Here is a 17,603-nt window from a genome sequence, read left to right on the forward strand (position 1 = left end):
GCGCGGCACCCGGACGCGGACCGCGGTGAGGCGGTGGCGTGCGGGGCGCGGCTGCCGGAGGGAACTCTATGGCATGGCTGTGACAAGCGAGAAGGGAATTCGGCGCCGGGCGTCGGCTACCCGTACATCCGCCGCATCGCGAACTCGACCATCTGCTCCACGGCCTTCGCGTCGAAGACGATCCGGTGCTCGCCCTCCATGTCGAGGACGAAGCCGTAGCCCGTGGGCAGCAGGTCGAGGACCTCCGCGCCGGTGATGACGAAGTACTTGGACTCCTTGCCCGCGTACCGCCGCAGCTCCTTGAGCGTGGTGAACATGGGGATCACCGGCTGCTGGGTGTTGTGCAGGGCGAGGAAGCCGGGGTTGTCGCCGCGCGGGCAGTACACCTTGGACGTGGCGAAGACCTGCTGGAAGTCCTCCGCCGCCAGCTGCCCGGTGGTGAAGGCACGCACCGCGTCCGCGAGCGAGGGCGGGGACGGCTCGGGGTACAGCGGCGGCTGCTGGCCGTACCCGCCCACACCGCCGGCCATGGGCTGCTGCGGCGGGACGCCGTACTGCTGCTGGGCACCAGCGCTCTGGTCGTAGCCGTACATGGGCGTAAGCGTACCGAGGGGGGCGGGGGCGGCGGACGGCTACCGGCCACCGTGAAACCGACAGCGACCCGACAGCGGCAAGCCCTGTCTTCCGGGCGGCCCGCGCTCGTAGCGTCGGTGCATGAGCGGACACGGTGACGACGAGGTCCACGAGCACGACCGAGGGCTCTCCCACGACCTTCCCGTGCTCGCCCGGCGACGGATGATCCGGCTCCTGGCGGGCGCGGGGGCGGGGGCGGCGCTGGTACCCCTGGTGGGCTGCACCGCCGAGGAGGGCTCCTCCGCCGCGGTGGACTGCGCCGCCGTTCCCGAGGAGACCGCCGGCCCCTATCCCGGCGACGGCTCGAACGGCGTGAACGTGCTGAAGGAGAGCGGGGTCGTGCGCGGCGACATCACCCGCAGCTTCGGCGACTCCGCCGGCGGGACCGCCGAGGGGGTCCCGCTGACCCTCACACTCACGGTGGTGGACGCCGGCTCCGGCTGCGGGAGCCCGAGGAAGGGGGCCGCCGTGTACGTCTGGCACTGCGACCGGGAGGGCGGCTACTCCCTCTACACCGACGGCGTCACCGACGAGAACTACCTGCGGGGCGTCCAGGAGACCGACGAGCGGGGCCGGGTCACCTTCACCAGCGTCTTCCCCGGCTGCTACGCCGGCCGCTGGCCGCACGTCCACTTCGAGGTCTACGGCAGCCTCCGGGACGCGACGGGGGCCCGCGCGATCATGAGCACCTCGCAGCTCGCGCTCCCGGAGGACGTCTGCGAGACGGTGTACGCGACCGCGGGTTACGAGCGGAGCGTGGACCACCTCGCCCGGCTCTCCCTGGAGTCGGACAGCGTCTTCCGGGACGGCCACGACCGGCAGCTCGCGGCGGTCGAGGGGAGCGTCGAGGCCGGGTACAGCGCCACCCTGACCGTCGCGGTGTGAACCGTCACAGATGGCCGGATCGGGGTTGCGGCTTATTACCGACGGGTAGCATCATCGTAGCTACTTGTTGGTACGTGAACTAGCGCGAGGAACCAAGTGCCTCGCCGAACTCTTAACGGAGCCGTCGCCATGGGGCACTACAAGTCGAATCTGCGCGACATCGAGTTCAACCTCTTCGAAGTACTCGGACGCGACAAGCTGTACGGCACCGGGCCCTTCGCCGAGATGGACGTGGAGACCGCGAAGAGCATCCTGGAGGAGCTGACCCGCCTCTCGGAGAACGAGCTGGCGGAGTCCTTCGCGGACGCCGACCGCAACCCGCCGGTCTTCGACCCCGAGACGAACACCGCGCCGGTCCCGGCGTCCTTCAAGAAGAGCTACAAGGCCTTCATGGACTCCGAGTACTGGCGGCTGGGCCTGCCCGAGGAGATCGGCGGCACCACCGCGCCCCGCTCCCTCATCTGGGCCTACGCGGAGCTGATCCTCGGCGCCAACCCGGCCGTGTGGATGTACTCCTCAGGACCGGCCTTCGCGGGCATCCTCTTCGACGAGGGCAACGACGTGCAGAAGCACATCGCGAAGATCGCCGTGGAGAAGCAGTGGGGCTCCACCATGGTCCTCACCGAGCCGGACGCCGGCTCGGACGTGGGCGCCGGCCGCACCAAGGCGGTCCAGCAGGAGGACGGCTCCTGGCACATCGAGGGCGTCAAGCGCTTCATCACGTCCGGTGAGCACGACATGGAGGAGAACATCCTCCACTACGTGCTCGCGCGGCCCGAGGGCGCCGGTCCCGGCACCAAGGGGCTGTCCCTCTTCCTCGTCCCCAAGTACCTCTTCGACTTCGAGACCGGCGAGCTGGGCGAGCGCAACGGCGTCTACGCGACCAACGTCGAGCACAAGATGGGCCTGAAGGCCTCCAACACCTGCGAGATGACCTTCGGCGACCGCCACCCCGCCAAGGGCTGGCTCATCGGCGACAAGCACGACGGCATCCGCCAGATGTTCCGCATCATCGAGTTCGCCCGCATGATGGTCGGCACGAAGGCAATCTCCACGCTCTCCACCGGCTACCTCAACGCGCTGGAGTACGCCAAGGAGCGCGTCCAGGGTCCGGACCTGGCCAACTTCATGGACAAGACCGCTCCCAAGGTCACCATCACCCACCACCCCGACGTGCGCCGCTCGCTGATGACGCAGAAGGCGTACGCGGAGGGCATGCGCGCCCTGGTGATGTACACCGCGGCCGTGCAGGACGAGATCCAGGTCAAGGAGGCGGCCGGCGAGGACGTCTCCACCGAGAACGCCCTCAACGACCTGCTCCTGCCGATCGTGAAGGGCTACGGCTCCGAGAAGGCCTACGAGCTGCTCGCCCAGTCCCTCCAGACCTTCGGCGGCTCCGGCTTCCTCCAGGAGTACCCGATCGAGCAGTACATCCGGGACTCCAAGATCGACACCCTGTACGAGGGCACCACCGCGATCCAGGGCCAGGACTTCTTCTTCCGGAAGATCGTCCGCAACCAGGGCGCGGCCCTCAACTCCCTCGCCGAGGACATCAAGAAGTTCCTGGCCCTCGGCACCGGCGGCGAGGAGCTCGCGGGCGCCCGTGAGCACCTGGCCAAGGCGGCCGTCGAGCTGGAGGCCATCGTCGGCCTGATGCTGACCGACCTCGCGGCCACCGAGCAGGACGTCAAGAACATCTACAAGGTGGGCCTGAACACCACCCGCCTGCTGATGGCCTCGGGTGACGTCGTCGTCGGCTACCTGCTCCTCAAGGGCGCCGCGATCGCCGCCGAGAAGCTGGAGACCGCCTCCGCCAAGGACAGGGCGTTCTACACCGGCAAGATCGCCGCGGCGAAGTTCTTCGCGGCCAACGTCCTGCCCGGCGTGACCCTGGCCCGCAAGGTCGCCGAGGGCGTCGAGCTGGACCTCATGGAGCTGGACGAGGCCGCGTTCTAGGACACACCTGTACAGCTGCACATCCTCCTCACCGGAGCCCGCTCCCATCCCCGGGAGCGGGCTCTCGTACGTCGTTAAGGTGAACCCCATGAGCGCACCCCACCGCTTCGACCGCGGCCACACCGACGACCTCATGACCTTCCTGGCGGCGAGCCCCACGCCGTACCACGCGGTGGCGAACGCCGCCGAGAGGCTGGAGAAGGCAGGCTTCCGCCAGGTCTCGGAGACGGACGCCTGGGACGGCACGAGCGGCGGCAAGTACGTGCTGCGCGGCGGCGCGGTCATCGCCTGGTACGTCCCCGAGGGCGCGGCGCCCCACACGCCGTACCGCATCGTCGGCGCGCACACCGACTCCCCCAACCTGCGGGTCAAGCCGCTGCCGGACAGCGGGGCGCACGGCTGGCGCCAGGTCGCCGTGGAGATCTACGGCGGCCCCCTGATGAACTCCTGGCTGGACCGCGACCTCGGGCTGGCCGGCCGGCTGACCCTGCGGGACGGCTCGACGCGCCTGGTGAACGTGGACCGGCCGCTGCTGAGGGTGCCCCAGCTCGCCATCCACCTGGACCGCGCGGTGTCCTCGGACGGCCTCAAGCTCGACAAGCAGCGGCACCTCCAGCCCATCTGGGGTCTGGGCGACGACGTGCGCGACGGCGACCTGATCGCCTTCCTGGAGGAGGAACTCGGGCTCGGCGCGGGCGAGGTGACCGGCTGGGACCTGATGACGCACTCCGTGGAGGCGCCCGCCTACCTGGGCCGGGACAAGGAGCTGCTGGCCGGTCCGCGGATGGACAACCTGCTGTCCGTGCACGCCGGGGTGGCCGCCCTGACCGCGGCGTCCGGCAGCCCCGGGCTGTCGTACATCCCCGTCCTCGCCGCCTTCGACCACGAGGAGAACGGTTCGCAGTCGGACACCGGCGCGGACGGGCCGCTGCTCGGCGGGGTGCTGGAGCGCTCGGTGTTCGCGCGCGGCGGCTCCTACGAGGACCGGGCGCGGGCCTTCGCGGGGACGGTCTGCCTGTCCTCCGACACCGGGCACGCGGTGCACCCCAACTACGCGGAGCGGCACGACCCCACGCACCACCCGCGCGTCAACGGCGGCCCGATCCTCAAGGTCAACGTCAACAACCGCTACGCCACCGACGGTTCGGGCCGTGCGGTGTGGGCCGCCGCCTGCGAGCGGGCGGACGTGCCCTTCCAGTCCTTCGTCTCCAACAACTCCATGCCCTGCGGCACGACGATCGGCCCGATCACCGCGGCCCGGCACGGCATCAAGACCGTCGACATCGGTGTGGCGATCCTTTCGATGCACAGCGTCCGGGAGTTGTGCGGCGCGGACGACCCGCATCTGCTGGCGAACGCTCTCGTGGCGTTCCTGGAGGGGTAGTTCGCGAAAAGTGGGGGTACCCGGGAGTCCGGGCCGGAACGACCGGACCGGACAGGGAGGCGACACTCATGGGCCTCGGCGGGTGCATCATCCTCATCGCCGTGGGAGCAATCCTCACGTTCGCCACCGACTGGCACATGCAGGGGGTCAACCTCGACCTGGTCGGTGTGATCCTGATGATCGTGGGACTGATCGGCGTGACGACGTTCAGCAGCATCGCCCGGCGCCGGCGTGTGGTGGTTCCGCCCACCACGTCGACGGTCGTCGAGGAGCGGCGCCGGGACGGATACTCCGACGGATACGGCGTGTAAGGGACATCGAGCGGATCGAAGGACGCTCAGGGCGAGCACAGACAACCGTGAGCAATCCGTAATCAGGGTTGTCTTGTCCGCTTGTGTGGAAATAGTGAAAACTCGGGATCCTTGAGAGCCCGGGGGGTCAGCAGTGCCGGGCGTGAACCACCAGCACACCCGGGGGCTCCCCGTGCTCCACTCCACGACGACACTCCAGGCGCCGCCACGCCCGGCGCCCGGTCCGGGACCGGCGCGTCCCCACCGGCACGCCGCCCGGCGCGCCCACGCCGCCCCCGACGAACTCGACGGCCCGCCGCGCCTGGTGGCGCTGATACCGGCGCACAACGAACAGGACCGCATCGCCGACGCGATCCAGGGCCTGTGGCGGCAGACCCGGCGCCCCGACCTGATCGTCGTGGTCGCCGACAACTGCACCGACGCCACCGCCGAGATCGCCGTCGCCCACGGCGCCCAGGTCTTCGCCACCGAGGGCAACACGCACAAGAAGGCCGGCGCCCTCAACCAGGCCATCGCCTGGGTGCTGCCCCATCTCGAGGACCGCGACCTGCTGCTGGTGCAGGACGCCGACACCGTGCTCAACCCCTGGTTCAGCGAGACGGCGATCGGCACCTTCAACCGCAAGGTCGGCGCCGTCGGCGGGGTCTTCTACGGCGAGCAAGGCGGCGGACTGCTCGGCCTCCTCCAGCGCATGGAGTTCCACCGCTACGCCTGGGAACTGGAGCGCACCGGCGGCAAGGCCCAGGTACTCACCGGCACCGGCACCATGTTCCGCGCCCGCGTCCTGCGCGAGGTGCGCGCCGCCCGCCGCGACGGACGGATCGGCGGCGGCCACGCCTACTACAGCCTCGCCTCGCTCACCGAGGACGACGAGATGACCAAGGCGGTCAAGACCCTCGGCTACCGGGCCATGTCCCCGGCCGGCTGCGCGGTCACCACCGAGGTCATGCCCACCCTGGGCAAGCTGTGGCACCAGCGGCTGCGGTGGCAGCGCGGCGCCCTGGAGAACCTGCGCGACTACGGCTGGACACGTGTCACCGCCCGCTACTTCTTGCAGCAGTTCCTCATGGGCTTCGGCGCGCTGTCCTTCCTCGTCTACCTGACCTACATGGTCACCTACACCACGCTGTACGGCTGGCCCGGCTTCTCGCCCTTCTGGACCGCGATCGGACTCCTCTTCGTGGTCGAGAAGACGGTCTCCGTGCGGCGGGCGGGGCCACGCGCCGTGCTGGTGGCGGCGCTCATGGTGCCGGAGATGCTCTACGACCTTTTCCAGCACGCCGTCTACTTCACCTCGCTGTGGGGCCTGTTGCGCCGCAGCGAGGAGAAGTGGGTGGCGACGTAACCCTCGGATATCCACCCTCATAGGAGAAAAGCGCATGTACGGAAGAGTGATCGGTGCCGGGACGACCGGGGCCGGAGGCGCCACGCTGGCCGCGACCGGGCTGTGGCTGAACAGCATGGCGATGCTGGTGACCGCGACGACGCTGGTGGCGGCGGGCGTCGCGCTGTTCAAGCTGGTCCCGCGCAGGCGGTAGCGCCTACGCGTCCTCGTCCGTCCCGGCGAGGACCAGCGCGAGCCGGTCCGTTCCGGTCCGGGTCAGGCGGACCGGAACTCCCCAGTCCTGCTGGTGGACGTGACAGGCCGGGTACTCGGCGGAGCCGTCGCCGGACGGTGTGTCGCAGGACGCGGCCATGGCCGAGACGTGCAGGACGCCCTGCTCGACCGCGGGGTTCAGTGCGAGGGTGCGGGAGAGGTCTGTTCCCGCACCCTCGCCGTCCGTCAGCAGCTCCGGCGGGGTGGCGGAGACCAGGAGGCGGGTCGCGGGGCCGTGGCGGGTGTCGAGCTTCTGGCCCGCCGGCGTCCGGAAGACCACGTCCAACCGGAGCCCGCCGGGCGCCACTTCGGTGACCGCGCGCCGCGTGCGGTGGGCCGTCGGCTCCACGCGTACGGCCTCCTCGGGCAGCCCGAGCCGGGTCAGACGGTGCCGGGCCGACTCGACGACCACGATCTCGTCGCCGACCAGGACCGCTCCGCTCGGCTCCCGCAGATCCGTGGCGAGGGTGGTGACCTCGCCGGTCGCCGGGTCGTAGCGGCGCAGCGCGTGGCTGTAGGTGTCGCTGACCGCGACCGAGCCGTCGGGCAGCGCGGTGACCCCCAGAGGGTGCTGGAGCAGGGCCTGTCCGGCGGGACCGTCGCGGTGGCCGAAGTCGAAGAGGCCGGTGCCGACGGCCGTGTGGACGGCCCCGTCGACGTCGACCCAGCGCAGGGCCGAGGTCTCGGAGTCGGCGACCCACAGGCGCTCGCCGTCCGGCGACACGGCGAGACCGGAGGGCTGGGCGAACCAGGCCTCGGCGCCCGGCCCGTCGACCAGGCCCTCGTTGGTGGTGCCGGCCACGGCCGCGACGGTCCCCTCGCCCGGGTCGTAGGTCCACAGTTGGTGCACGCCCGCCATCGCGATCCACACCAGGCCGTGCCACACCGCCACGTCCCACGGGGAGGACAGGTCGGTCCCGCGCGCAGGTCCCGCGGTGGGGGAGCCCCGCCACCACTGGCGTCCGGTGCCGGCCGGCGTGGTGACCTCGCCGGTGGCCAGGTCGAGCCGGCGCAGGGCGTGGTTGACGGTGTCCGCGACGACCACGGCACCCTCGTCGAGGAGGGCCAGCCCCTGCGGCTCGCTGAACGCGGCCGTCTCCGCCGTACCGTCGGCGAAGCCGCGCGCGCCGGATCCGATCCGCCGGACGACGCTCTCCCCGTCCGCGGCGAATTCCACCAGCTGGTGCCGGGTGGTGTCGCTGACCAGGAGGTGCCCGGACGGCAGCAGGAGCGCCTTGCCCGGGAAGCGCAGGGTGGTCGGCTCGGGCTCGGGCGGCACGTACGGCCCGTCGCCGCGCCGCAGGGTGCCCTTCGCGGCGTGCTCGGCCTCCAGCTCCGTCACCAGCCGCTCGATCGCGTGCACATGCCCCTCACCGGCGTGCTGCGCGACCACGTACCCCTCCGGGTCGATCACGACGAGCGTCGGCCAGGCACGGACCGCGTACTGCTTCCAGGTCGCGAGCTCCGGGTCGTCGAGGACGGGATGCGCGACCCCGTACCGCTCGACCGCGTCCGCCACCGCCGCGTGCTCGGCCTCGTGCACGAACTTCGGCGAGTGCACGCCGACCACCACGACGGTGTCGGAGTGCTTCTCCTCCAGCTCCCTGAGCTCGTCGACGACGTGCAGGCAGTTCACACAGCAGAAGGTCCAGAAGTCGAGGACGACGATGCGGCCCCGCAGGTCGGCGAGGCTGTACCGCTTCCCGCCCGTGTTCAGCCAGCCGCCCTTGCCGATCAGCTCGGGGGCGCGGACACGGACGCGGCGGGGTGCGGAGCTCATGGATCAAGCGTGCCACCCGGCACCGACAGTCACCCCAGCGCGTGTCCCGTCGTCACGTCCACATGGGCCGGGATCTCGTCGTGGCGGTCGCCGACCGTGGAGGTGCCGGTCGGTTCGAGGAGCAGGATGTCGGTCGGGACGGGGGCGTACGGCTTGTGCTCGACGCCTCGCGGGACGGTGAAGACGGACAGCTTCGGCAGGACGACCGTGCGTTCGCCGGCCGGCTCGCGCAGGGAGATGTGCAGTTCGCCGTCGAGGACCAGGAAGAACTCGTCGGTGTCGTCGTGCACGTGCCACAGGTGCTCGCCCTCGACGTGCGTGACGCGGACGTCGTAGTCGTTGACGGCGGTGACGATGCGGGGGCTCCACCGGTCGGTGAAGGAGGCCAGCGCGGTGGGCAGGGAGACGGGTTCGGTTGCCATGGCGTCATCGTGCGGGGTGACCTGGACGGCCTGCGAGTGCTAGGAATCGCGTATGGCGCAAGGATCCTCTCAGCCGAACTCTCGTCCGCACCGGGTCGCGGTGATCGTCGACGAGGGCACCAACCCCTTCGAAGTGGGCGTCGCCACCGAGCTGTTCGGGCTGCCGCGGCCCGAGCTCGGGCTGCCGGGACCGCTGTACGAGGTGACGCTGTGCACGCCGGCCCCCGAAATCCGGATGAACCACGGCTTCTTCACGCTGACCGGGGTGCCGGGGCTGGACGCCGTGGACGACGCCGACACCCTCGTCGTGCCCGGGCGCCCCGACAACGTCGTCCCGCGCGGGGCGGCCGTACGCGAGGCGATCCGCCGCACGCACGCGCGTGGCGCCCGGGTGGTCAGCCTGTGCACCGGCAGCTTCGCCCTCGCCGAGGCCGGGCTGCTGGACGGTCGGCGGGCCACCACGCACTGGATGTGGGCCGACGCCTTCCGCGAGCTGCATCCGCGGGTCCGGCTGGAGCCGGACGTGCTGTTCGTGGACGAGGGCGACGTCCTGACGGCGGCGGGCAGCGCGGCCGCGCTGGATCTGGGGCTGTACCTGGTCCGGCGCGACCACGGCGCCGAGGTCGCCAACGCGGTGTCCCGCAGGCTGGTCTTCGCCGCCCACCGCGACGGCGGGCAGCGGCAGTTCGTGGAGCGGCCCGTGCCCGACGTACGGGACGAGTCCCTTGCGCCGCTGCTCGCGTGGGCGCAGGAGCGGCTGGGGGAGCCGCTGACCGTCGCCGACCTGGCGGCTCGCGCGGCCGTCTCCCCCGCAACCCTGCACCGCCGCTTCCAGGCGCAGCTCGGCACGACTCCGCTCGCCTGGCTGACGGGGGAACGGGTGGCACTGGCGTGCCGGCTCATCGAGCGCGGCGAGGAGCGGCTGGACGTGGTGGCCGCGCGGAGCGGTCTCGGGACGGCCGCGAACCTCCGCGCGCGCGTGCGGCGCGAGACGGGACTCAGCCCGTCGGCCTACCGGCGGCGTTTCGGGACCGGCGCGGGGGAAGCGGTAACGGCATGAGATTCCTCGTACGCGACCGGCTGCTCGGCATCGGTGACGACTACTGGATCGAGGACGACCAGGGCAACAAGGTCTTCCTCGTCGACGGCAAGGCCATGCGGGTCCGGGACACCTTCGAGCTGAAGGACACCCACGGGCGGGTCCTGATCGACATCCACCAGAAGATGCTCGCCCTGCGCGACACCATGGTGATCGAGCGGGACGGCGAGCCGCTGGCGAAGATCAAGCGGAAACGCCTGTCGCTGCTGCGCAACCACTACCGGGTGGCCCTCGCCGACGGCAGCACCGAACTCGACGTCAGCGGCAGGATCCTGGACCGGGAGTTCGCCGTCGAGTACGACGGTGAGCTGCTCGCGGTGATCTCGCGGCGCTGGCTGCACGTACGCGAGACCTACGGCGTCGACATCGTCCGGGAGGACGCGGACCCGGCGCTGCTCATCGCGGTGGCGGTGTGCGTGATCCACCTCGCCGAGAAGGAACGCGAGGACGACTGACGGGGCGTCCGGCGGATCAGAGCACCCGGTCCTTCAGCGCCGGGAACTGCTCCCTCGTCACGGCCACCTTCCCGGGGTCGAACTCCACCGTGAGGACCTCCTCGCCGGCGCCCGCCTCGGCGAGGACCTGGCCCCACGGATCCACCACGATCGAGTGACCCGCCTGCGGAACTCGGGCGTGCGTCCCGGCCGTTCCACAAGCGAGCACGAACGCCTGGTTCTCGACCGCCCGGGCCCGGGCCAGCAGCGTCCAGTGGTCGCAGCGGCGCTCCGGCCAGCCCGCCGGGATCACCAGGGTCTCGGCGCCCGCGTCGACGAGACCGCGGAAGAGTTCGGGGAAGCGGAGGTCGTAGCAGGTGGCGAGGCCCAGGGTCGTCTCCGGCAGACGGACCGTCACCAGGTCCTCGCCGCGGCCCATCAGCACGGCCTCGCCCTTGTCGAAGCCGAAGCGGTGGATCTTGCGGTAGGAGGCGGCGCGTTCGCCGGAGGGGGAGAAGACAAGGGAGGTGTTGTAGAGGGTGCCGTCGGGGGCCCGCTCGGGGATCGAGCCCGCGTGCAGCCACACGCCCGCGTCGCTCGCCGCCTTCGCCATGACCTCGTGGGTCGGCCCTTCCAGCGGCTCGGCCGCGCCGGCGAACTCCTCGAAGGCGAACGCCCCGGTGGTCCACAACTCCGGCAGCACGACGAGGTCGGCTCCGGCCTGTTCCCGTACCAGTGACGCCGCGCGACGCCGACGCGATTCGACCGATTCGCCCTCATCCACGGCGATCTGGATCACAGAGGCGCGCACACTACCACCGTCCTGGCATTCGAGCCGTCCATTACGGGCCTACGATCGTCACACGAAAGCACTGCCGGGGTGCCTCACAGCAGCGTAACTTAGCGTTCCAAGACACCCGCCGACAGCCACCGCCTCCACTGGCAACGCCGCCATCACCAGCCCGTGCTCCGACCGCCGAGGGGTCCCGTTCCGTGAGTCTGCATCCCACCCTCCAGCCCTACGCCGACGCCTGGACCCACTCCATCGAAGCGATATCCGAGCTGGTGAACCCCCTCGTGGAGGGAGAGTGGAACCGCCGTACGCCCTGCCCCGGCTGGTCGGTGCGGGATGTGGTCTCCCATGTCATCGGCCTGGACTGCGAGATGCTGGGCGACCCGCGCCCCATCCACACGCTGCCCCGCGACCTCTTCCACGTCACCAACGACCACCAGCGGTACATGGAGATGCAGGTCGACGTCCGCCGCCACCACACGGCGCCGGAGATGACCTCCGAGCTGGAGTACGTCGTCATCCGCCGCAACCGTCAGCTCCGGAACGAGTCCCGCGACCCGGGCACCAAGGTGCGCGGCCCGCTGGGAACCGAACTGACGCTCGCGGAGTCCATGCGGCAGCACGCCTTCGACGTCTGGGTGCACGAGCAGGATCTGCGCACGGCCCTCGGCCGGCCCGGCGGCCTCGACTCCCCCGGCGCGCACGTCGCCCGTGACGTCCTGCTCGCCGCGCTCCCCGACATCGTGGCCGTCAAGGCCGACGCGCCCCGCAGTTCGGCGATCGTCTTCGACGTGCACGGCCCCGTCGAGTTCCTGCGCACCATCCGTGTCGACATCCAGGGCCGCGGCACCCTGGAGACCGCCCCCGCCCTCGGCCCGGCCGCCACCCTCAGCCTCGACTGGGAGACCTACGTCCGTCTGGCCTGCGGCCGCGTGAGCCTGGAGTCGGTGGCGGACCGGGTGAAGGCGGAGGGCGACCCGGAACTGACGGCGGCGATCCTGCGGAACTTCACGGTGACACCGTAGGAATCGGGTGTGAGCCCTGCGTGGCCCGCGCGGCTACGCAGGGACGTGCACCGTCTCCACCCGGCTCGCCACCATGCGCTCCCGCTCCCGGCGGGCCGCCCGTCCGCGCAGCCGCAGGATCTGGCTGATGCCGAGCGCCTGGAGGACGAAGACGGAGGAGAAGGCGACCGTGTAGTCGTCGTCGGTCGCGTCCAGGAGCACACCGACCGCGAACAGGGTGGTCATCGACGCGACGAACCCGCCCATGTTGGTGATGCCGGACGCGGTGCCCTGTCGCTCCGGCGGGTTCGCGGGCCGGGCGAAGTCGAAGCCGAGCATCGAGGCCGGTCCGCACGAGCCGAGCACCACGCACAGCGCCACCAGCAGCCACATCGGCGCCCGCTCGCCGGGCCAGGCCAGCGTGGCCGCCCACAGCAGCGCCGTCGCCCCCACGGTCCCGAGGGCCAGCGGCAGCCGCGCCCCGTGGTGCCGGGCGACGACCTGGCCGTAGATCAGGCCTACGGCCATGTTGGACAGCACGACGAGGGTGAGCAGTTCGCCCGCCACCGCCCGGGACAGTCCCTGCGCCTCGACGAGGAACGGCAGGCCCCACAGCAGCAGGAACACCATCGCCGGGAACTGGGTCGTGAAGTGCACCCACAGCCCGAGACGGGTGCCGGGCTCCCGCCAGGACGCGGCGATCTGCCGCCGTACGTAGGCCGCTCCCCGGTGCGGGAAGGGCTCCGGCTCGTGCCCCTCGGGGTGGTCCTTGAGGAAGAGCAGCAGCAGGACCAGCACCACCACGCCCGCGAGCGAGCTGCCCGCGAACGCGGCCGTCCAGCCGACGCCGTGCAGCAGCCGGGCCAGGAGCAGAGTGGAGACCAGGTTGCCCGCCATGCCGGCGAGCCCGGCGAGCTGGGCGACCAGCGGGCCGCGCCGGGCCGGGAACCAGCGGGTGCCGAGGCGCAGCACGCTGATGAAGGTCATGGCGTCACCGCAGCCGAGCAGCGCGCGCGAGGCGAGGGCGGTGCCGTACGACGGTGAGAACGCGAAGCCGAGCTGTCCGGCGGTGAAGAGCACCACGCCCAGCGTCAGCACCTTCTTGGTGCCGAGCCGGTCGACGAGCAGGCCCACCGGTATCTGCATGCCGGCGTAGACGAGGAGCTGGAGGATCGAGAAGGTCGACAGGGCCGAGGCGTTCACATGGAAGCGGTCGGCCGCGTCGAGGCCGGCGACCCCGAGGGACGTACGGAAGATGACCGCGACGAAGTAGACCGAGACGCCGATGCCCCACACGGCCATCGCACGCCGGCCGCCCGGGGGCGCCCCCGCGGGTCGGGAGTCACCCGGAAGAGTGGACCTGCTCATCGGACCTCACCCCGGGCGAGGTGGGAGAACCATTCGACGTGTCCGTGGATCAGGCCCACGACCGCCTCCGCGTCACCGGCGCGCAGGGCCTGGAGGATCTGCTCGTGCTCGACGAGGGTCTTGGTGATGCGGTCCGGGTGGGCGTGCATGACGGCGACGCCCATCCTGAGCTGGCGGTCGCGGAGCTGGTCGTAGAGCTTGTTGAGGATCTCGTTGCCGCCGCTGCGGACGATCTCGGCGTGGAAGCAGCGGTCGGTGACGGCGGCGCCGGCCAGGTCCCCGGCGGCGGCCTGCTCCTTCTGCCGCGCGAGGAGTTCCTCCAGGCGCGCGATGAGCTGCGGGGAGGCGGGTACGGCCTTGCGGGCGGCGTGCTCCTCGACGAGCTGCCGGGTCTCGACGACGTCGGCGATCTCCTGTGCGGAGACGGGCAGGACCAGCGCTCCCTTCTTCGGGTAGAGCTTGATGAGCCCCTCGACCTGGAGACGCAGCAGCGCCTCCCGCACGGGGGTCCGGGAGACCCCTACGGCCTCGGCGAGTTCGCCCTCGGTGAGGAGGGTCCCGCCCTCGTAACGGCGGTCCAGGACGGCCTGCTTGACGTGGGCGTAGACGCGGTCGGCGGCGGGCGGCTGTTTCACGGCCAGACTCATGCCCACAGCATAGATACAACACGTACGCATAAGGCGTCCCGTCCAGCATGCGGACCTCGCGGCACTCCCGTCGAAGAAATTCCCACCCGCCCCAGTGCGCGTACAACCTTGTGTGCTAGTTACGTGTCACACACGTGCGGCCCCACTTTCTTCCCCTTCCAACTCGGCCGCACTCAGGGGCATTCGACGTATTCGGGGTATTTCAGTTGATTACCGCCACCAAGGGCCTCCGCGTCCGCAGAGCCGCAGCCGTCGCCATCACGACCGGCGCAGTGCTCGCCACCGGAGCTCTCACCGCGGCACCCGCGCAGGCGCTCACCACGCCGACCATCACCGCCAAGGGCGGATTCCTGATGAACAGCGCGACCGGCACGACCCTCTACAGCAAGGCGCCGAACACGAAGCGGCTCACCGCTTCCACCACGAAGATCATGACCGCCAAGGTCGTGCTCTCGCAGTCGAACCTGAACCTGGACGCCAAGGTCACGATCAAGAAGGCGTACAGCGACTACATCGTCTCCAGGGGCGCCTCCTCCGCCCACCTGATCGTCGGCGACAAGGTGACCGTCCGTCAGCTCCTCTACGGGATGATGCTGCCGTCCGGCTGCGACGCCGCGATGGCCCTCGCCGACAAGTTCGGCACGGGCTCGACGGTCTCCGCGCGCACCAAGTCGTTCATCGCGAAGATGAACACGACGGCCCGCAGCCTCGGCATGACGAACACGAAGTTCGACTCGTTCGACGGCATAAGCAATGGTGCGAACGCCTCGACGCCGAAGGACCTCACGCTGCTCGCTCGCAACGTGATGAAGAACTCGACCTTCAAGTCCGTCGTGAAGACCAAGTCGTACACGGCCAAGACGATCACGAAGACCGGCAGCACCCGCACCATGGGTGCCTGGACGAACACCAACACCCTGCTCGGCTGGAACGGCACGCTCGGCATCAAGACCGGTTCGGGCACCGACTCCAAGTACTGCCTCGTCTTCGCCGCCACGAAGAACGGCGAGTCCGTCATCGGCGCTGTGCTGACGTCCTCGTCGGCCGCCAACCGCACCACCGACGTGAAGAAGCTCATCAACTACGGGTACGCCAAGATCAGTTGACGTCCCAGGACATTCGAAGAGGGGCCTGCCGCTGGTGCAGCGGCAGGCCCCTTCGTCATCCTGACACCTCACGAACCTGGGTTTTTCCCTCGCAAGGGTGAATATCGTTACTTCAGTTGGCATATGCGATCTTCTCCGCCCTAGGTTCCGCTGCGGAGGTGGTTCACATGAACGAACCCAGCAAGCGGCCCGAGGCGGGCAAGAGGCATGAGGCGATCGACATCGGAGACTTCGTCTACGCGGCGACCGGACACCGGATTCGGCGGCTGACCATGCCGGGCGGCAGTCACTGGTTTCCGGCGGTGGATGTGTGCAAACAGTTGGGACACACCAACACCCAAAAGGCACTCTCCGACCATGTCCCAGAAGAACACCGAGACATTCTCGAGACCCTAACTGGAGGTTACGGTCTCAGCGTTCCCGCAGGTAGAGAGTGGCGTCGAGACCTGAACGTCATCTCTCTCCAAGGCCTCATCCTTCTCGTCAACGCCTGCACCAAGCCCGCCTGCGCTCCCTTCAAGCAGTGGGCCGCCGAAGTGATCGAGACCGTCCAGCGAGAGGGCTCCTACACCCTCGAAGAGGCCGAGGTGCAGCCCTCCGGGCCCGGCGCGCCCATCGCCTACGCCATGCCCGAGCAGATCGCCGAGGCCATCGTCCGGCTCGAAGAGCGCAATCTCCAGGCCGACGAGCAGTTCGCCGCCGCCCAGCACAAGTCGATCGCGCTGCAGGAGGCGATGGTCGAGTCGCAGCGGGAGATGCTGGAGACGCAGCGTGCCACTCTCGCGGCCCAGCAGGCCATGGCCCTGGCCATGGAGCGCATCGCGGACCGGCTCGACGCCCTGGTCCTCGAACGGCCGGCGCCCACCGCCGACCTGTCCACTCCGCCGACGACGGAGTCCGTGCTGGCCGACTGGCGGCGGCGGTTGTCCGTGACGGAGGACGTCTGGACCGTGGCCGTCGTCATCGCGCCGGTGCTGGTCGAGGAGGGTGAACTCCGGCGGCCGCTCGAATCGATCGCGGCCCGCACGGGTCTGACGGTCCATCGGGTCAACGAATGCCTGCGCCTGCTGCGCAAGCACGCCTGCATCCGATCGCAGGGGGCTGCGGACGACGGCGCTCCGGTGTACGTGCTGAACCGCGCCTGACCGACGCGGTGCACGACCTCCTGCAGGACAGAGGGGCGGTCGCATCCCATAGTTGCGGCCGCCCCTCCACCATGTGACAACCCCGTCCCGAGGGACAGGTCACGCCCAGGTGATGAGTTTCTTCGGCTGTTCCAGGATCGCCGCCACGTCGGCGAGCACCTTGGAGCCCAGCTCCCCGTCGATCAGACGGTGGTCGAAGCTGAGGGCCAGGGTGGTGACCTGGCGGGGCTTGACCTTGCCCTTGTGAACCCAGGGCTGGAGCTTGATCGCGCCGACAGCGAGGATCGCGGACTCGCCGGGCGGCAGGATCGGGGTGCCGGTGTCGACGCCGAAGACGCCGACGTTGGTGATGGTGACCGTGCCGCCCTGCATGGCGGCGGGGCTGGTGCGGCCCTCCTTGGCGGTGGTCACCAGTTCGCCCAGGTCCTGGGCGAGTTGCGGCAGGGTCCTGGTGTGGGCGTCCTTGATGTTCGGGACGATCAGGCCACGGGGGGTGGCCGCGGCGATGCCCAGGTTGACGTAGTGCTTGAGGACGATCTCCTGGTTCGCCTCGTCCCAGGAGGCGTTGATGTCGGGATTCCGCTTGATCGCGACCAGGAGGGCCTTGGCGATCAGCAGGAGCGGGTTGACGCGCAGTCCCGCGAACTCCTTGTCCTGCTTGAGTTCCTCGACGAGCTTGAGGGTGCGGGTGACGTCCACCGTCACGAACTCGGTGACGTGCGGGGCGGTGAACGCGGAGCCGACCATGGCCTGGGCGGTGGCCTTGCGCACGCCCTTGACGGGGACACGGGTCTCGCGGGCCGCGTCGTAGGAGGCGGCGGGGGCCTGCGGGACCTGGACCGGCGTGGTGGCCGGCGCGGCCGGGGCCTGCTCCAGCGGCGCGGGGGCCTGGGCCGGGGTGGCGGCCGCGTGGACGTCCTCGCGGGTGATGATGCCGTCCGGGCCGGAGGGGATCACCGTGGTGAGGTCGACGCCCAGGTCCTTGGCCAGCTTGCGCACCGGGGGCTTGGCCAGCGGGCGGGACTGCCCGGTGACGGCC

At 70.3% G+C, this 17,603-nt stretch carries 18 protein-coding genes; 11 read left to right on the forward strand and 7 right to left on the reverse strand.

Translation table 11 applies throughout. The features are described from left to right. Nucleotides 1-116: 116 nt before the first annotated feature. Complete coding sequence (locus AOJ26_RS25780; protein ID WP_053850737.1) at nt 117-593, reverse strand: SseB family protein; 477 nt, start codon at nt 591-593, stop codon at nt 117-119. A gap of 121 nt (nt 594-714) precedes the next feature. On the opposite strand from AOJ26_RS25780, the gene AOJ26_RS25785 reads away from it, so the two are divergent. The 6 genes from AOJ26_RS25785 to AOJ26_RS43945 all read left to right on the forward strand — a co-directional run bounded on the left by AOJ26_RS25785 (nt 715) and on the right by AOJ26_RS43945 (nt 6,707). Further along, complete coding sequence (locus tag AOJ26_RS25785; RefSeq protein WP_053850738.1) at nt 715-1,518, forward strand: intradiol ring-cleavage dioxygenase; 804 nt, start codon at nt 715-717, stop codon at nt 1,516-1,518. A gap of 129 nt (nt 1,519-1,647) precedes the next feature. Continuing rightward, entirely contained in the window at nt 1,648-3,474 is a 1,827-nt protein-coding gene (locus AOJ26_RS25790) for an acyl-CoA dehydrogenase (protein WP_053850739.1), read from the forward strand. A gap of 88 nt (nt 3,475-3,562) precedes the next feature. Further along, a complete protein-coding gene (locus AOJ26_RS25795) occupies nt 3,563-4,858 on the forward strand; it encodes a M18 family aminopeptidase (RefSeq protein ID WP_053850740.1) in 1,296 nt (431 codons plus the stop codon). 68 nt (nt 4,859-4,926) lie between these two features. Beyond that, on the forward strand, nt 4,927-5,169 hold the full coding sequence (locus AOJ26_RS25800) for a DUF6458 family protein (RefSeq protein ID WP_031037977.1): 243 nt from the start codon (nt 4,927-4,929) through the stop codon (nt 5,167-5,169). A gap of 304 nt (nt 5,170-5,473) precedes the next feature. Beyond that, the gene (locus AOJ26_RS25805; protein ID WP_053850749.1) at nt 5,474-6,514 is read left to right on the forward strand and encodes a glycosyltransferase; all 1,041 of its coding nucleotides are present in this window, start codon (nt 5,474-5,476) and stop codon (nt 6,512-6,514) included. 34 nt (nt 6,515-6,548) lie between these two features. Continuing rightward, nucleotides 6,549-6,707: a hypothetical protein gene (locus AOJ26_RS43945; protein WP_020119422.1), complete on the forward strand. Its 159-nt coding sequence runs from the start codon at nt 6,549-6,551 to the stop codon at nt 6,705-6,707. Between the two features lie 3 nt (nt 6,708-6,710). Here AOJ26_RS43945 and AOJ26_RS25810 read toward each other — a convergent pair whose 3' ends face one another. Together AOJ26_RS25810 and AOJ26_RS25815 are read right to left on the reverse strand one after the other, a co-directional pair. Beyond that, nucleotides 6,711-8,546 carry an NHL domain-containing thioredoxin family protein gene (locus AOJ26_RS25810; RefSeq protein WP_053850741.1) on the reverse strand — a complete coding sequence of 612 codons (1,836 nt, stop codon included), beginning with the start codon at nt 8,544-8,546 and terminating at the stop codon, nt 6,711-6,713. A gap of 29 nt (nt 8,547-8,575) precedes the next feature. Further along, entirely contained in the window at nt 8,576-8,968 is a 393-nt protein-coding gene (locus AOJ26_RS25815; protein WP_053850742.1) for a cupin domain-containing protein, read from the reverse strand. 52 nt (nt 8,969-9,020) lie between these two features. On the opposite strand from AOJ26_RS25815, the gene AOJ26_RS25820 reads away from it, so the two are divergent. Together AOJ26_RS25820 and AOJ26_RS25825 are read left to right on the forward strand one after the other, a co-directional pair. Next, nucleotides 9,021-10,028, forward strand: coding sequence for a GlxA family transcriptional regulator (locus AOJ26_RS25820; RefSeq protein ID WP_053850743.1), 1,008 nt, complete (start codon nt 9,021-9,023; stop codon nt 10,026-10,028). Further along, entirely contained in the window at nt 10,025-10,522 is a 498-nt protein-coding gene (locus AOJ26_RS25825) for an LURP-one-related/scramblase family protein (protein ID WP_053850744.1), read from the forward strand. Before AOJ26_RS25820 ends, AOJ26_RS25825 begins: the two co-directional genes overlap by 4 nt. A gap of 16 nt (nt 10,523-10,538) precedes the next feature. Here AOJ26_RS25825 and AOJ26_RS25830 read toward each other — a convergent pair whose 3' ends face one another. After that, nucleotides 10,539-11,312 (reverse strand): carbon-nitrogen family hydrolase, encoded by a 774-nt coding sequence (locus AOJ26_RS25830; protein WP_053850745.1) that lies wholly within the window; start codon nt 11,310-11,312, stop codon nt 10,539-10,541. Nucleotides 11,313-11,494: 182 nt separating this feature from the next. Between AOJ26_RS25830 and AOJ26_RS25835 the strand changes: the two genes are divergently transcribed. Further along, on the forward strand, nt 11,495-12,319 hold the full coding sequence (locus tag AOJ26_RS25835) for a maleylpyruvate isomerase family mycothiol-dependent enzyme (protein ID WP_053850746.1): 825 nt from the start codon (nt 11,495-11,497) through the stop codon (nt 12,317-12,319). A 33-nt stretch (nt 12,320-12,352) separates the two neighbouring features. On the opposite strand, the gene AOJ26_RS25840 is transcribed toward AOJ26_RS25835, so the two are convergent. After that, entirely contained in the window at nt 12,353-13,666 is a 1,314-nt protein-coding gene (locus AOJ26_RS25840; RefSeq protein WP_179200372.1) for an MFS transporter, read from the reverse strand. Continuing rightward, nucleotides 13,663-14,313 (reverse strand): GntR family transcriptional regulator, encoded by a 651-nt coding sequence (locus AOJ26_RS25845; RefSeq protein ID WP_053850750.1) that lies wholly within the window; start codon nt 14,311-14,313, stop codon nt 13,663-13,665. Before AOJ26_RS25845 ends, AOJ26_RS25840 begins: the two co-directional genes overlap by 4 nt. 206 nt (nt 14,314-14,519) lie before the next feature. Between AOJ26_RS25845 and AOJ26_RS25850 the strand changes: the two genes are divergently transcribed. Together AOJ26_RS25850 and AOJ26_RS25855 are read left to right on the forward strand one after the other, a co-directional pair. Further along, nucleotides 14,520-15,419 carry a D-alanyl-D-alanine carboxypeptidase family protein gene (locus AOJ26_RS25850; protein WP_234358669.1) on the forward strand — a complete coding sequence of 300 codons (900 nt, stop codon included), beginning with the start codon at nt 14,520-14,522 and terminating at the stop codon, nt 15,417-15,419. A gap of 167 nt (nt 15,420-15,586) precedes the next feature. Then, entirely contained in the window at nt 15,587-16,564 is a 978-nt protein-coding gene (locus AOJ26_RS25855; RefSeq protein WP_053850748.1) for a Bro-N domain-containing protein, read from the forward strand. Between the two features lie 99 nt (nt 16,565-16,663). Here AOJ26_RS25855 and AOJ26_RS25860 read toward each other — a convergent pair. Continuing rightward, nucleotides 16,664-17,603: dihydrolipoamide acetyltransferase family protein (locus AOJ26_RS25860; protein ID WP_143663632.1), on the reverse strand; the 940-nt coding region annotated here is incomplete at its 5' end.

It is taken from the genome of Streptomyces sp. NRRL B-24085 (assembly GCF_001282115.1).
Classification (GTDB): Bacteria; Actinomycetota; Actinomycetes; order Streptomycetales; family Streptomycetaceae; genus Streptomyces.

What these genes read in the sequence shown, in the direction of transcription:
- AOJ26_RS25825 (WP_053850744.1), top strand. Translation starts at nt 10,025, where the DNA reads ATGAGATTCCTCGTACGCGACCGGCTGCTCGGCATCGGTGACGACTAC.
- AOJ26_RS25810 (WP_053850741.1), bottom strand. Translation starts at nt 8,546, where the DNA reads ATGAGCTCCGCACCCCGCCGCGTCCGTGTCCGCGCCCCCGAGCTGATC.
- AOJ26_RS25815 (WP_053850742.1), bottom strand. Translation starts at nt 8,968, where the DNA reads ATGGCAACCGAACCCGTCTCCCTGCCCACCGCGCTGGCCTCCTTCACC.
- AOJ26_RS25855 (WP_053850748.1), top strand. Translation starts at nt 15,587, where the DNA reads ATGAACGAACCCAGCAAGCGGCCCGAGGCGGGCAAGAGGCATGAGGCG.
- AOJ26_RS25820 (WP_053850743.1), top strand. Translation starts at nt 9,021, where the DNA reads ATGGCGCAAGGATCCTCTCAGCCGAACTCTCGTCCGCACCGGGTCGCG.
- AOJ26_RS25795 (WP_053850740.1), top strand. Translation starts at nt 3,563, where the DNA reads ATGAGCGCACCCCACCGCTTCGACCGCGGCCACACCGACGACCTCATG.
- AOJ26_RS25780 (WP_053850737.1), bottom strand. Translation starts at nt 593, where the DNA reads ATGTACGGCTACGACCAGAGCGCTGGTGCCCAGCAGCAGTACGGCGTC.
- AOJ26_RS25840 (WP_179200372.1), bottom strand. Translation starts at nt 13,666, where the DNA reads ATGAGCAGGTCCACTCTTCCGGGTGACTCCCGACCCGCGGGGGCGCCC.
- AOJ26_RS25845 (WP_053850750.1), bottom strand. Translation starts at nt 14,313, where the DNA reads ATGAGTCTGGCCGTGAAACAGCCGCCCGCCGCCGACCGCGTCTACGCC.
- AOJ26_RS43945 (WP_020119422.1), top strand. Translation starts at nt 6,549, where the DNA reads ATGTACGGAAGAGTGATCGGTGCCGGGACGACCGGGGCCGGAGGCGCC.
- AOJ26_RS25785 (WP_053850738.1), top strand. Translation starts at nt 715, where the DNA reads ATGAGCGGACACGGTGACGACGAGGTCCACGAGCACGACCGAGGGCTC.
- AOJ26_RS25790 (WP_053850739.1), top strand. Translation starts at nt 1,648, where the DNA reads ATGGGGCACTACAAGTCGAATCTGCGCGACATCGAGTTCAACCTCTTC.
- AOJ26_RS25800 (WP_031037977.1), top strand. Translation starts at nt 4,927, where the DNA reads ATGGGCCTCGGCGGGTGCATCATCCTCATCGCCGTGGGAGCAATCCTC.